This window comes from Novosphingobium clariflavum, from assembly GCF_026420865.1.
In the GTDB taxonomy this organism is placed as follows: domain Bacteria; phylum Pseudomonadota; class Alphaproteobacteria; order Sphingomonadales; family Sphingomonadaceae; genus Novosphingobium; species Novosphingobium clariflavum.
The window spans coordinates 1-14,542 of the sequence record NZ_JAPCWC010000029.1; the positions used below are offsets into that span (position 1 = coordinate 1).

At 65.3% G+C, this 14,542-nt stretch carries 11 protein-coding genes; 4 read left to right on the forward strand and 7 right to left on the reverse strand.

The genetic code is table 11. The features are described from left to right. Positions 1-64: 64 nt before the first annotated feature. Together OKA11_RS20980 and OKA11_RS20985 are read right to left on the reverse strand one after the other, a co-directional pair. Entirely contained in the window at positions 65-1,525 is a 1,461-nt protein-coding gene (locus tag OKA11_RS20980) for an arylsulfatase (protein ID WP_267223920.1), read from the reverse strand. A gap of 380 nt (positions 1,526-1,905) precedes the next feature. Beyond that, positions 1,906-4,167, reverse strand: coding sequence for an arylsulfatase (locus OKA11_RS20985; RefSeq protein WP_267223922.1), 2,262 nt, complete (start codon positions 4,165-4,167; stop codon positions 1,906-1,908). Positions 4,168-4,837: 670 nt separating this feature from the next. Between OKA11_RS20985 and OKA11_RS20990 the strand changes: the two genes are divergently transcribed. After that, complete coding sequence (locus OKA11_RS20990; protein WP_267223924.1) at positions 4,838-5,668, forward strand: 23S rRNA (adenine(2030)-N(6))-methyltransferase RlmJ; 831 nt, start codon at positions 4,838-4,840, stop codon at positions 5,666-5,668. A 106-nt stretch (positions 5,669-5,774) separates the two neighbouring features. Then, positions 5,775-5,960, forward strand: a complete 186-nt coding sequence (locus OKA11_RS20995) for a hypothetical protein (protein ID WP_267223926.1) — start codon at positions 5,775-5,777, stop codon at positions 5,958-5,960. Between the two features lie 99 nt (positions 5,961-6,059). Here OKA11_RS20995 and OKA11_RS21000 read toward each other — a convergent pair whose 3' ends face one another. From OKA11_RS21000 to lptB, 5 genes are all read right to left on the reverse strand, one after another. Next, positions 6,060-6,380, reverse strand: coding sequence for a hypothetical protein (locus OKA11_RS21000; RefSeq protein WP_267223928.1), 321 nt, complete (start codon positions 6,378-6,380; stop codon positions 6,060-6,062). Positions 6,381-7,328: 948 nt separating this feature from the next. Further along, entirely contained in the window at positions 7,329-8,687 is a 1,359-nt protein-coding gene (locus OKA11_RS21005; RefSeq protein WP_267223930.1) for a glycosyltransferase, read from the reverse strand. 259 nt (positions 8,688-8,946) lie between these two features. Beyond that, complete coding sequence (locus OKA11_RS21010; RefSeq protein WP_267223932.1) at positions 8,947-9,636, reverse strand: energy transducer TonB; 690 nt, start codon at positions 9,634-9,636, stop codon at positions 8,947-8,949. A 190-nt stretch (positions 9,637-9,826) separates the two neighbouring features. Further along, positions 9,827-11,395, reverse strand: a complete 1,569-nt coding sequence (gene rpoN / locus OKA11_RS21015) for an RNA polymerase factor sigma-54 (protein ID WP_267223934.1) — start codon at positions 11,393-11,395, stop codon at positions 9,827-9,829. Between the two features lie 98 nt (positions 11,396-11,493). Further along, the gene (lptB, locus tag OKA11_RS21020; protein WP_242526374.1) at positions 11,494-12,267 is read right to left on the reverse strand and encodes an LPS export ABC transporter ATP-binding protein; all 774 of its coding nucleotides are present in this window, start codon (positions 12,265-12,267) and stop codon (positions 11,494-11,496) included. Between the two features lie 291 nt (positions 12,268-12,558). On the opposite strand from lptB, the gene OKA11_RS21025 reads away from it, so the two are divergent. After that, entirely contained in the window at positions 12,559-13,038 is a 480-nt protein-coding gene (locus tag OKA11_RS21025; RefSeq protein ID WP_267223936.1) for a hypothetical protein, read from the forward strand. A gap of 148 nt (positions 13,039-13,186) precedes the next feature. Beyond that, a complete protein-coding gene (locus OKA11_RS21030) occupies positions 13,187-14,533 on the forward strand; it encodes a TldD/PmbA family protein (RefSeq protein WP_267223938.1) in 1,347 nt (448 codons plus the stop codon). Positions 14,534-14,542 lie beyond the last annotated feature (9 nt).

Genomic DNA, 14,542 nt, shown 5'->3' on the forward strand with positions numbered 1-14,542 from the left:
AGCGCCGCTCAGGGCATCATTCAAGCAGCCTCTCGCAATCTCCCTCTCAGGGCAAAGCCCGGGATCAGTCCTGTGCCGCGTTTTCCTTGAACTTCTCGATCAGCTTCGAGAAATCGGCCGACATCGCCTCCTGCCGGGGCGGGAAGTCCTTGAACGTCATCACGTGCTTGGTCATGAAATCGACGATCGGCAGCAGCACCCAGCCCTTGTGTTCGGCCATCCTGCGGTTGACGTCGCCCCACTGGCGTTCATACGGGTCCATCAGGATGTTGGTGACCCACGGGCGGCCCAGGTGGACGAGCGGATTGTCCCACTTGCCTTCCATCTTTGCCGCGATCGTCACCTTCCACGGCCCGTAGCGAACGGCGGTGAGGGTCGTTTCGTCATAGTAGAAATAGTGCTTGCGCGCCGACGGTCCCTTGCCGGTGAACAGCGCCGTCTGGTCGTAGCCGTCGAGATGCACCTTGTACGTCTTGCCCTTGTACTCGACGCCTTCCTTCAGCTTCTTGTCGATGTCGGGCATGCCCACGAGCGCCGCGAAGGTCATGAAGAAGTCTTCCATGGAGACGATTTCGGCGCTTACCTGCCCGGCCGGAATCTTGCCGGGATAGCGGATGACGCAAGGCACGCGCACGCCGCCTTCCCAGGTCGTGCCCTTGTCGCCGCGGAACGGCGAGGTGCCGCCTTCCGGCCACATGTACTGGTAGGCGCCGTTGTCGGTGGCGTAGACGACGATGGTATCCTCGGCGATGCCCAGTTCATCGAGCTTGGCGAGAAGCTGGCCGACATGGCCATCGTGTTCGGCCAGACCGTCTCCATAGACGTCCTGCTCGGATGCGCGCGAGACGCCCTTGTGCTCGTCGACCAGGTGGGTGAACACATGCATGCGGGTGGCGCAATGCCACACGAAGAAGGGCGTTTCGGCCTTGACCTGACGCTCCATGAACTCGCTCGACTTGGCGACGATCTCATCGTCGAAAGTCTTCATGCGCTCGGTCGTCAGCGCGCCCTCGTCCTTGGTCGGGCCGTCGGCAGTACCCGAGATCACGCCGCGCACGTTCCACGCCTTCTCGAATTCCTCCGTTTGCGGCCGGTCGGGATCTTCGGGATCCTCGTTCGCATTGAGGTGATAGAGGTTGCCGTAGAACTCGTCGAAACCGTGGCGGTGCGGCAGGTGTTCCTCGCGGTCACCCAGATGGTTCTTGCCGAACTGGGCGGTGGCATAGCCATGCATCTTGAGGATCTGGGCAATCGTCGGGTCCTTGTCGGACATGCCCTGCGGAGCGCCGGCGCAGCCGACGGTGGTGAGCCCGGTGCGGGCGGGCATCTGGCCGGTGATGAAGGCGGCGCGACCGGCCGTGCAGGATGGCTGCGCATAGAAGGAGGTGAGCTTGATGCCTTCGGTGGCGATCCGGTCGATGTTCGGCGTCGGCACCCCCATGATGTCGCCGCCGAAGCAACTGATGTTCGAATATCCGATGTCGTCACCGAAGATGACAAGGATGTTGGGCTTTTTCTGCGACATGACGGTGGTCCTTTCCCTGTGTGCTGCGCCGAGTGGGAGGCTGCAATCCCGAGCGAGCCCCAAACATCGAGTATTCTACCGGTGGCCGTCGCAACCGTTCGAGACGGGGTGCGAACAACCTGTGGGGGCAAGCTGACGGGCAGTCGTCCCGGATAGCGGTCGGAAATGCATTGCGGTCATTCCAGTGCCGATTTGAAATCCCCGAGTGCGGACCGCCTGCTTCCGGATTTCGCCCGCATGGGATTTCTGGGCAGGACACTGTCAGGTCCCCGCAGGCAACGAACACCTGTCGGTCGATCGGCCGGAAATTGCGTCGTCGACCGTCAGGTGCGTTTGTTCAAAAGGCCGCGATTACGAAGCTGTCCTCGCGGCCTTTGGGCTTATGCCGGTTCCTTCGCGGCAGGCTCTCCGGTGTCGGTCTTGCCCAGCTTGAAGTGGACCTTCTCGATCTTGCCGGTGAACAGGAAGGGCAGTTCGTAGGTGAAGTCGATGGGGGTGCCCACGTCCATGCCCACGTCGAGCCCTTCGCCCAGCGAGAACTGCGCCGGGACGGTGCGTTCGAGGCGGCCCTCGGCGATGGTCTTGCCGTTGGCCTTCACCGTCACCTGGCCGCCCTTGCCGACGCCGCCGCCGTCATACTTGAAGTCGACGACCAGCTCGTGCTTGCCGACCGGCAGCGCCTCGCTCGCCTCGAAGGTCGGGCGATCGAGCGAGAGGAAGTTGTAGACGAACACCGGCTTGCCTGCGCGCAGGTACAGGCCGTAGCCGCCCTCGATGCCGCCATGGGTGACGACCATGCCCTCGACGGGGTCGCCCTCGGGGATCTCGATGTCGGCGGTGATCGTCCACGACTTGTTGAGCATCGGCGGCGAGCAGGCATCGGGCACCGCGATGTTGCCCGGGTAGTAGGTCAGCTCGTCGCGTCCGCGCACCAGGCTGGGGCGGCCCATCGCCTCGGAGTTGAAGCGCTCGGTGGCGCGCCAGTCGAGCGGGAGCACGTTGTACTTGGCCGCTTCGACCCACCACATGTCCTGCATCTGGCGCAGCTTCTCGGGGTACTTGTCGGCAAGGTCGTTGGCCTGCGAGAAGTCCTCCTCGATGTTGTAGAGCTCCCAGGGGGCCTTGTCCGGATCCCACTCGCCGCGATTGGCTTCCCACGGCACGAACGAAGGCGAGGACGCCATCCAGCCATCGTGATAGAGACCGCGGTTGCAGCCGAGTTCGAAATACTGCGTCTTGCGCGTCTCGGGCGCCTTGGCGTCCTGCAGCGCGGCGGCGAAGCTGATCCCCTCGATGGGCTTTTGCGGAATGCCGTTCAGCTCGCGCGGGGCGGTGATGCCGCACAGTTCGTAGAGCGTGGGCACGAGGTCGATGGTGTGAAGGAACTGCTCGCGCAGGCCTCCCTTGTCCTTGATCCCCGCTTCCCACGAGATGATCATCGGGTTGCGGGTGCCGCCGAAGTGCGAGGCGACCTGCTTGGTCCACTGGAACGGCGCGTTCATCGCGTGGGCCCAGCTGGCGGGGAAGTGGTTGAAGTGCTTCGGCCCGCCCAGCTCGTCGATGACCTTGATGTTGTCTTCCCACTTCTCCGTGATGCCGTTGAAGAAGAGGTTTTCGCACAGCGAGCCTTCAAGCCCGCCCTCGGCGCTCGAGCCGTTGTCGCCGGCGATGTAGATGAAGATCGTGTTCTCGCCGCCGGGCAGCGCCTTGCAGGCATCGACCACGCGGCCCAGCTCGTAGTCGCACTGGGCGCCGTAGCCGGCGAACACTTCCATCATGCGCGAATAGAGGCGCTTCTGGTCGGCATTGAGCGAATCCCACGAAGGCAGCCCCTTCGAGCGCTCGGTGAGCTGGGTGTCCTGGGGCACCACGCCGAGCTTCTTCTGACGCTCGAGCGTGACTTCGCGGTACTTGTCCCAGCCCTCGTCGAACTGGCCCTTGAACTTCGAGATCCATTCCTCGGAGGCATGGTGCGGGGCATGGGTGGCGCCGGTGGCGACATAGAGGAAATAGGGGCGCTGGGGCGCGATGCTCTTCACCTGGTGCACCCAGTTGATCGCCTTGTCGGCGATGTCGGTGGTGAGGTGGTAGTCGGGATCGGGCGACTTGGGAACGAGGTTGCGGTTTTCCCAGAGGATCGGGTTCCAGTGGTGCATGTCGCCCGCGTTGAACCCGTAGAAATAGTCGAAGCCCAGGCCATTGGCCCAGCGGTCGAACGGGCCTGCGAGGCTGGTGTCCCAGGGCGGGGTATTGTGGTTCTTGCCGATCCAGGCGGTCATGTAGCCGTTCTGGCGCAGGACCTCGCCGATGGTGCCGCAGCTCTTGGGGAGCACGCAGGTATAGCCGTCATAGCCGGTGGCGATCTCGGTGATGCCGGCGAACGAGGCCGAATGGTGGTTGCGCCCGGTGATCAGCGCCGCGCGCGTCGGGCTGCACAGCGAGGTGGTGTGGAAGCGGTTGAACCGCAGGCCCTGCGAGGCGAGCTTGTCCATCGTCGGCGAAGGAATGCCGCCGCCGAATGTGCCGAACTGTCCGAAGCCGCAATCGTCGATCAAGAGCAGGACGACGTTCGGCGCCCCCTCGGGCGCGGCGATCGGCTGAGGGAACTGCGCCGGATCGGAATCGGCCTGCGTGCGACCCACATCGCCAGGAAAGGTCCAGTCTGGGCGCGGAAGGACGTGTGGTGTGCCGGATGGGGCACCCGTGAGCGTCTTATCGTTCTTTGACATAAAGCTCTCCTGCAGGAATCTTGCCGCAGGAGACTAGGCCGAGCCTTTTTCCGTAGACATCGGGATTAACCCTGAAGCGATCAGGGAAAAGGGCGAAGTATCTCGGATTGCTGCTCTAGCCGGGCCGCAATTCAGGCTATTGGGCGGCGCCTTGGGTTCCCGACAGTCGCTGCTGACGACACTCCGGGACGGTGATGACAGGCTGTTCTGGACTGTCCGCTTTCGCGTTCGTCTGGATGACGCTCGAACGTCAACAAGGGGCGCCAAAGCGGACAGTTTGGGCCGGAGGGCGACTTTCCGGTTCGGAGCAGGTTCGCAGGGCAACCCCTCCAGCCGTGGCGATGCGGAATGTGTCCACGCCGCCTAGCAGGCGCTGCCTCGATCATTTTCACGGAGCTGGCCCCTGGTTTCATCACCTCTGCTGGCGATCCCAAACGGGAGCATGGCGCTTCGCGCAGAAGTGATTTGAAGGTTTATGCCCGCAGTTGTAGGGGCCCCGGATTGGTTGCTTGAACAGGCAGGTGCGCGGCTTTTTCGCGCCTGGAGGCTTGCATAAAGGCAGATCGTCGGGGTTTAAATCGCAATGAATTATCGACATTCCTTTCATGCTGGCAACAGCGCCGATGTCGTGAAGCACAGTCTCCTGATCTCCCTGGTGCAGGCCCTGCAAAACAAGCAGGGCGCGCTGACGCTGATCGACACCCACGCGGGCTGCGGGCTGTATGACCTTGAGGGCACGGAAGCCCAGCGCACCGGCGAGGCGATGCAAGGCGTCCTGCAGGCCCTTGCCGACCCGAACCCCTTGCTGAACCCCTATCGCGCCGCCGTAGAGGCGGTGAATGTCGGCGCCGAGCCGAAGCTCTACCCCGGCTCGCCGCGGGTTCTGGCCCAGCTTCTGCGCCCGCAGGATTTCCTGGTTCTCAACGAAAAGCACCCCGAGGACGCCCGCGCCCTGCGTAAAGCGATGCGCGACACGCCAGCCGCCGTGCATCAGCGCGACGCCTATGAGCTTTGGCTGGCGATGGTGCCGCCGCGAACGTCTCGCGGCGTCGTTGTGGTCGACCCGCCGTACGAACAGCAGGACGAGCGCGCCCGCATCACGGCCACTCTCGCTGCGGCTCACCGCAAGTGGGCGCATGGCGTGACGGTGATCTGGTTTCCGCTGAAGGAGCGCCCAACGCACGCGCACTGGAAGCACAAGTTGCGCGGCCTCGGCATCCCGAAATTTCTGAGCATCGAGCACTGGCTCTACGATGCCGATCAGCCCGGCATCTATAACGGCGCGGGCCTGTTTATCGTCAACCCGCCTTACGCCTTCACCCAGGCTTTGCCGCCCCTGCTGGAAGCCCTGCGCGCCGCGCTGGCTCCAGAAGGGCATCGGGGCGAAATTTCAAGCGAATGGTTGAACGAGTGAAAGAGCCGCTGCCGCGGTCGCGCTTTGGCTGATGGCTAGGTCGTAAACTCATAAACGGCACCATCGAGGTTTGAGGCAAAATGGCTCAGCGACAGGAGGGAAGGCGATGGAATATGTCGATATTTCAAGACTTCCCGACGCAGCGCTGGGCCATTTTGGTCAAACCCCGAAGGGGCGCCCAAATGGCTTCCATCTCGATCCGAAGCTGCCTTGGACGGGCAACCAGCCCGCCCGGCGACAACTTCGGCCCGATCTGTTCGCCATTTGGGCGCCTCGATGGTGCCGTTTATGAGTTTACGACCTAGTGGTTCGATTCCGACATTTGGTACCCTATCGGACAGGGCGCGCTCAAATGTCAGAATCGTCTCGAACCACTAGCATTTATTTGATTCTAGTTGCCTTCGGCATCGACCACGAAAACCATCGGCTTACCCCGCGAGTCAGGCTCCCAACCGGCGTTCAGTGCTGCCTGAATGCCCCTGATCACAACCGCATCGCCGATCTGGAGCCGGCCACGCGGCAAGCCTTTCATCAGGCGCTTTGGTGCCGGGAATTCGAGCAAGGCGCCGCGCTGGGTGTTTTTGCGCAGCAAGCTGACGGTCATGCCTTTCCAGCCTTCGAACTCGCTCCAGCGCGGCTCGCTCCGCAACTCCCATTCATATTGAACCCCGTCGACCTCGACGATACCGGAAAGCTTGTGGGTGTTGGTCATGCCACGCTGCCTAGCAGGTTCACGATTACATACCAGCGGCCGGTTGCGATCATGTCCGAGGTACCCAGGATTGGCCGTTCCGTAAGAGGCGCGCAGGATGGCAGCATCGTCCCAGTTGCGGAATGTCGCCTTTGGGTATGCGAACGGAGGAACACCGCCATTCGGATGTGGCTCAAAAGCCTATTATTGTCCTAAAAGTGGTCCGAGCGAATGCGCTGCAAATACGCGTCATTCTACGTTTTGGGTGTTTCTGCGGCGGCGATAGTGGACGATAGCAACGCTAGGCAAAACAAACGCCGGGAGGAATCTTATGACCATGGAGCTTCCGGGATGTTCCGCTATCCAGCGTGCCGTTGACATGGCCAAGCCGCTTGCAGCCCAAGACAAAGCTGCCGTGCAACATACGCTGAGCACGATAATCCCTAAGCGTATCATGCCGTTCATAACGTGTTGTTCCATCGGGCCGGTTGGGCCCTGATAGCCTAGGCGGCGTGGACAAATTCCGCATCGCCACGGTTGCCCTGCAAGCGGCGCCAGCAAGGCGCGAAGCCGCAGGAAGAGCGGGCTTCTTTCAAGGCGGAGCAACGCTGCTGGCGCCGCTTGCAGGGCAACCCCTCCGGGGCTGGAGGCAAAAGCCGCCCCTTCGGCGTCGGCTCGGCTAGAAGTATCGACATACTCCTGCGCCTCACCTTCTGGAATTGACGGCTTTTGCCTCCAGCCGTGGCGATGCGGAATTTGTCCACGCCGCCTAGCGAACGCATTAATGCACGCTTCGAGGTTTGAAAAAGCATCAGAAAATCGCCAAAAGTGATTCTGCTCAAAAACTTAGAGTATCCGCTCTCAGGCCATGCAAAACGTCGGATCTCTGCCCCGTAGAATCAGGCATGGAACGACCGACAAGGGCGCAAATCCGCCGCTCACACAGCTTATCGGCGCCATCCACGCCGCCTAAGCCGCCTGCGCCAGTGCCGGTTTGCTCAGCAGCGCCAGCAGCGAAATGCGGTTGAAGAACCACATCCGTTGCAGTTCCAGATTGCTGTACTTCCGCAAGGTATTGGCGAAAGTATAGGGCGTGTACCAGACGTTGTGATCGGGGTGGACGCCTTCGAGGAACGTCTCCGTCTCGGCGCGGTAGTCGAAGTGGCGGGCGCGGCACTGGAAGGCGTCGGGCACGGTGATGAGGAACAGGCCTGCATCCACCGCCTCGATCTGGGCGAGGAACCCGGCGACGTCGGGCACGTGCTCCATCACTTCGGGCACCAGCACCACGTCGTAGCGCCCGCGTGCCTGTGCCAGATCGGTGTAGAGTTCGCCTGTCACGTAAGGGCGTAGCTGCTCCAGCGCCTCGCCGTGGGGATCGACGCCGTCGAGATGGGCGCAGTGCTCCTCCAGCCGGACATGGAGCGAGGTGCGCGGATCGGTGATCGGCCAGTCCGCGCAGCCGACATGCAGCACCCGCTGTCCGGCGAGCAGGCTGGCGAACACGTCCATGCGCGGCAGGCCCGCCAGTTCGCTGCTGACCGGCACGCGCTGGAGGAAGTAGGGCGCGTGGATCTGTTCGAGGGGCGAGGCTGACGCGGCGACCGGTTCAGGCGCTGGTTCGGACATTGGGGGCGGGGCTGCGCCAGGCGCGCTTCCCGCGCTCCCAGCGCTTCCCGCGCTCACTGCGCGGACATCCGCCTTGTGGATGCGGTCGTAGGACTGGCTGGTCGAGCCCCAGAGCTGGTGCGCGTAGACCGGATCGCTGCCCTCATAAGTCACCCCGGTGAAGTGGCGCGGGATGAAGTAGTGGCTGGGGTAGATGCGCAAGGGGGTATAGGCGAACTTGCGGTAGCAGTCGGTCAGGCGCTGCGGGCCGACCGTCTTCCACGCCATCTCGCCGACCACCGAGGGGCTGGCGGCGATATCGTCGATGATCTGCTGCACGAAACCATTGCCTGCCGTGCAGCCGAAGTAGCCGGCGGCGATCAGGCCGGGGCGGGCGATCTCGCTTTCCCAGCAGGCGAAAGCCTCGCAGTCGAGCATGTCGTCCGGCAAGGGGCGGGTGCAGATGCTGTCCGCATCGAACACGATGCCGCCGTGTTCCTGGAGGATTTCCCAGCGCATCATGTCGGCCACGCCGTTCCACTCACGCTGGCGCATTTCGGCGATATGGCGCGCGTTGATCCAGCCGCGCGCCTCAAGCTCGGCATTGCCCCAGAGACGGAATTGCCAGTCCGGGTGCGCGGCGCGCCAGGTGTCGATGCAGTTGTCGGGGCGGCGGCTCTCGTCGCCCACCCAGATGAAGTGGAAGGTCCTGGGGATCATGCCTGCCTGCCTGCTTGCCTGCCTCGTTTCGATTGCCATCGAGACCTAGGCGAACAGGGTTTGCGAAGCGCGAAGCGGGGTATCCGGAGTTCTGCGTGTATCCCCGCCCCTGCGTTGGGGAACGCCAGGGGCGGGGCCACGGACCGGGGCCCGGCCGTCTGTCAAAGACATGGGCCGGGGCGGTCCTGGATGTGCCGGAGCGACACCGGTGGTGCGGATTAGCGCCGCTCCGGGCGGGATGATCTCCGGGGGAAGAAGATCAGTCCCGCGGGATGACCCAACGGATCGTCCCCATGTAGGAGCCGCCGACCGTCAGGCCGTCGGCATCGGTGGCGGGCTCGAACCGGGCGCGCCTGCTCACGTTCTTGCAGGTGGCCTCGTCGAGGCCCGAATACCCGCTGGAGGTGACGATCGTGCACTGGCCGACCCGGCCGCGTGCATCGATGTCGAGCCGGAAGCGCACCAGGCCCTGGTGTTCGGCGCGCAGGTCAGCGGAGGGATAGTCCTGGGTCGAGACCCAGTTGCCGGGGTTGCCCCGCGGCATCGCGCCGATCGGCTGGAAGCGTGGCGACGGCGAGGGCGTGGGGCCGGGCTGGGCGATCACATCGCCCTGGGCGGAGCCGGTGGCGGTGGAGACCGGGCCTTCGGACCGGTCGGAAACGGTGAAATCGCTGCTTGCGGGAACCTTGATGTCCGGCTTGGGCGCGGTGAGGACGGTGTCCTGGATCTGGCGCGTTTCCGGCTGCGGGATCGGCTTTTCCTCGGGCAGCGGGGGCGGGGGTGTCAGCCGGATCTGCTCTCCCTCCAGCCGCGGTCCCGGCACTGGCTTGAGCATGGTGACGGCAAGGCCGTTGATCAGGGCCAGCACGGCGCCGACCTGGATCAGCGCCACGACGCCGCCCGTCAGGACTTTCTGGTTGGAACTGGAATTCCGATCGGCATAGGACATCGGCATTCTCTCCATCTGCGTGCTCTTGACCGCGAGAGAGATCCGGTTGCGTGGTGCAAAATCCACGGCTGGTCGCGGACAGGGGGCACTTCACGGATGAAGCTATCACGATTTCGATTTATGCAAACGGAAAAATGCTGAGCATTACAAGTATTTATCTCAGTTAGCTGACTATCGCCATGCTTACTTCTTACCGCGCCGCAGCAATTGCTTTCTGTCTACGGCGTTGTACGGAGCTGCCCAGTCCGATGGCCTCGCGGTACTTGGCCACGGTGCGGCGCGCGAGTTCGAAACCCTTGCCCTTGAGCAGGTCGACCAGGGTATCGTCGGAGAGAATCGCCTTGGGATCCTCGGCGTCGATGAGCTGGCGGATCGCCGCTTTCACGGCTTCGGCCGAAGCGCCGCCTTCGCCGCCTGCCGCCGCCACGCCCGAGGTGAAGAAGTACTTCAGCTCGTACGTCCCGCGCGGGCAGTTGAGGTACTTGTTCGAGGTGACGCGGCTGACGGTCGATTCGTGCATGCCGATCGCCTCGGCCACGGTGCGCAGGGTCAGCGGCTTCAGGTGCGAGACGCCGTGGCGGAAGAAGCCGTCCTGCTGGCGCACCAGTTCGGCGGCGACCTTGAGGATGGTCTTCTGCCGCTGGTCGAGCGCCTTGATCAGCCAGTTGGCGTCGGCCAGCTTGTCCGAAAGCCAGGCGCGCGAGGCCTTGTCGGTGCAATTGCCGCGCAGTTCCAGGAAGTAGCCGCGATTGACGATCAGGCGCGGCAATGTCGCCTCGTTGAGCGCGATGTCCCAGCCCGGCGGCAGGTCGGCGCCGTCCTCTGGCCTGGTCGTGGCGGCCGTGATCAGGATGTCCGGCACCACCGCGCCGCCGGGTTCTGCGCCGAAGCGCAGCCCCGGCTTGGGATCGTAGCCGCGCAGTTCGGCCAGCATGTCGGCCATGTCCTCGTCGTCGACGGCGCAGAGGCGCTTGAGGCGCGGCAGGTCGCCGCGCGCGACGAGGTCGAGGTTGTCGATCAGCCGGGCCATGCAAGGGTCGAGGCGGTCCGCCTCCTTTGCCTGCAGCGCGATGCATTCGCCGAGCGTCCGGGCGCCGACCCCGGTGGGATCGAGCGACTGCACGACCGCCAGCGCCGCTTCGGCCTCGGGGATCCCGATGCCGAGATCGAGCGCGACGTCGCCCAGTGTGACCGGCAGGTAGCCCGCCTCGTCGAGCAGGCCGATCAGGTAGCGGGCGATGCCGGCCAGCAGGACATCCCCAGTGGCGGCGCCGAGCTGGGCTTCGAGATGTTCGACCAGCGAGACCCCGCCGCTGCCGTGCCGCTCGATGTCGGGACCGTCCTCGCCGCCGCTGCCGGAGAGGCGGATCTCGCCGCTCCAGTCGGGCTGGGGACCGTCGCGCGCGGCGGCTTCGCTGCCATCGCCGGTATCGCGTTCGCGCTCGCCGGCATGGACTTCATGATCGAGCGGGCGATCCTCGCCGCCGCGGCCTTCGCCGATCAGCCGGTCGACCGCCGAGGTTTCCGGCGATGTCAGGCGCGGCGGCTCGGCCGGGCCTTCCCCGCGTTCGTCGATTCCGCCAGCGGGGCCGCCAGCGGGGGCGCCCAGATCGAGCAGCGGATTGCCTTCCAGCGTCTCGCCGATGAAGGTCTCGATCTCGAGATTGGAGAGCGCCAGCAGCTTGATCGCCTGCTGGAGCTGCGGGGTCATGACCAGCGACTGGCTTTGCCGCAGATCCAGCCTGGGCCCCAGCACCATGGCTCAGCGTCCCGAAGGGGGCTGCCTCGTGTGCTTCGCCCCATGCCCGCCGTCGAGCCCCCTCACGGCGAGATATGGCGTGACGGGGGGCAGTCCCGTCACAGGGTGAAGCCTTCGCCAAGGTAGAGGCGGCGGACGTTCTCGTCCGCGACCAGCGCCTCGGGGCTGCCGGCGAACAGCACCTGCCCGCCGTAGATGATGCAGGCGCGATCGACGATGTCGAGCGTCTCGCGCACGTTGTGGTCGGTGATCAGCACGCCGATGCCGCGGGTCTTGAGGTCGCGCACGAGATCGCGGATGTCGGCGATGGACAGCGGGTCGATGCCGGCGAAGGGCTCGTCGAGGAGCATGATCGAAGGCTTGGCGGCCAGCGCGCGGGCGATTTCGCAGCGGCGGCGTTCACCGCCCGAAAGTGCCATCGCCGGGCTGGAGCGCAGGCGGGTGAGGCCGAATTCGTCGAGCAGGCGTTCCAGTTCGGTGGCGCGGATGTCGCGGTTGGGCTCGTTGAGTTCGAGCACCGCGCCGATGTTCTGCTCCACCGTCATGCCGCGGAAGATCGAGGTTTCCTGGGGCAGGTAGCCGAGGCCGAGGATCGCGCGGCGGTACATCGGCAGGCGGGTGACGTCGACGCCGTCCATCAGGATGCGGCCCGAATCGGGGCGGACGAGACCCATGATCGAATAGAAGCAGGTGGTCTTGCCGGCGCCGTTGGGGCCGAGCAGGCCCAGCACTTCGCCCTTGGCGACCGACAGGGAAATGTCGGTCAGCACGGCGCGCTTGTCGTAGCTTTTGGCGATCGAGATGACCTCCAGCCCGCCATTTTGCGCCAGATTGGCGGCAACTGCCGAGGGGGCGGCCGAGGTATCCTGCATGCGTTCGCTCGTTTCGGTCATCTTCCCCGTCGTTTACGCAGCCCTTCTTGCCACCGCAAGCGGCCATTTCCCTTCGGGCCCGCCTGATCGCCGGGCAGACCACCGGCAAACCCGCGCAACCGACTGGCCGGGGCCGCGTTTCCCGGTAAGGACGGCAAAGTGGCGGCGCTTGCTGCGTTGCAATAAAGTTACGCCATCAGCCGCATCGGCTTGATCATTGATGCGCTGCGTGATCTAGTGACCGCAGGAGATCGAGCAAGGGTCGCACTCGAGAACAGGAAGGTCGGCGCCATGGCCAGAACCGACGGACAGCCAGGAATTTCGGACAGGATCGGCGGTGTCGCCGACAAACGGGTGCCGACGACAGCGGCGGCAAAGTACCGGGAGGGGCGCGGGGAAGGGCACCGGGAAGGACACAGCGAAGGGCACCGCGAAAAGCCGAGCCGCGACTGGCGCCGCCGGATGAGCGATCACATCGCCTATGCCCTGCTGGCCTACACCGCCCTGCAGATCTTTGTCACGGTGGGCGCGCTCAAGGCCGGCGGCGAATCGCTGCTGCCCTATCTGGCGCTGGTGATCCTCGTCGGCGCGATCATTCCCGCCTGCCGCCGGTTCGAGCGCCGCTGGAACCGGCTGAGCGACGCAGAGGCCCACGATCCCGCATTCGCGCCGCTCTACCGCCGCGACAGGGCCATGCTCTGGGCGCTGGCGATCGGCCTGCCCTTTGCGCTTACCGGCGTGTTCAAGGGCCTCGCGCTGATCGTTCACTGACCCACCGGGCCTGAGGGGCCGCCAGGACGCCAAGACGCGACCATCCGCCGGGCAACCGTGGCGTTGCGGAATTCGTTCACGCCGCCTAGGTCAGCGGCGATCTCGCGTGCCCTGCCGGCATGCGGTGCGAATGGAGAAGTGACGCCCTATGCTCAGCCCCGCAGAAGCGCTTGACCGCGCCCAGCAGCTTGTCGAGCGGGCGCGCCGCGCCGGTGCCGACGCCGCCGACGCGGTCTATGGGGCAAGTTCCTCTGAAGCGATCCAGGTGCGTCTCGGCAAGCTGGAAGACGTCGAGCGTTCGGAAAGCGAGCATATCTCGCTGCGTCTGTTCGTGGGGCGCCGCTCGGCCAGCATCGGCTCCAGCGACTTGTCGGAGCAGGCGCTCGACGAACTGGCGCAGCGGGCTTTCGCCATGGCCCGCAGCGCGCCCGAGGATGCCTATGCCGGGCTGGCGCCGCAAGAGCGCCTGTCGCGCGGGCCCTGGCGCGACCTCGACCTGATCGACAGCCATGAGCCCGATCCCCAGGCCCTGCGCGCGCTCGCCGAAGAGGCCGAGGATGCCGCGCGGGCCGTGGCCGGGGTGACCAATTCGGACGGCGCCACCGGCAGTGCGGGGGGCGGCGTGGCGGCGCTGGCCACCAGCCACGGGTTTGCCGGGGCTTACGGTTCGACCAGCCGCTCGGTCAGCGTCTCGGTGGTCGCGGGCGAGGGTTCGGGCAAGCAGCGCGATGGCGAGTGGCGCAGCGCGCACCACCTTGCCGATCTGCCCTCGGCCGCGTCCATCGGCACCATCGGCGGCGAGCGCGCGGTGGCCCGGCTCGAACCCGGCACCATGCGCAGCGGGCCGATGCCGGTGGTGTTCGATCCGCGCGTCGGCGGCTCGCTGGTCGGCCATCTGATGGGCGCGATGTCGGGCGGGGCGATCGCGCGGCGTTCCAGTTTCCTGCTCGACCGGCTGGGCGAGCAGCTGTTCGATTCCGGCATCACCATCGCCGAAGACCCGCTGCGCCTGCGCGGCCTGCGCTCGCGCCCGTTCGACGGCGAGGGGCTGGCGACGAGCCCGCGCAATCTTGTCGAGCAGGGGCGGGTCACCGGCTGGCTGCTCGAAAGCGCCTCGGCCCGCCAGCTCGGGCTGGAGCCGAGCGGCCATGCCGCGCGCGGCGGCAACGGCGCGCCGGGGATCTCGGTCGGCAATCTCGACCTGCTGCCGGGCACGCTTTCGGTCGACGCGCTGATCGCCGACATTGCCGATGGCGTCTACGTCACCGAACTGATCGGGCAGGGCGTCAATGGCGTCACCGGCGACTACAGCCGGGGCGCCTCGGGCCTGCGCATCGTCGGCGGCAGGATTGCCGGGCCGGTGGCGGGCTTCACGGTTGCCGGCAACCTGCTGGCGATGTTCGCGGCGCTGACGCCTGCCAGCGACCTTGAGCGCGACCGCGCGATCAACGTGCCGACGCTGCGGGTCGACGGGATGACCGTCGCAGGGGATTAAACGCCGGGC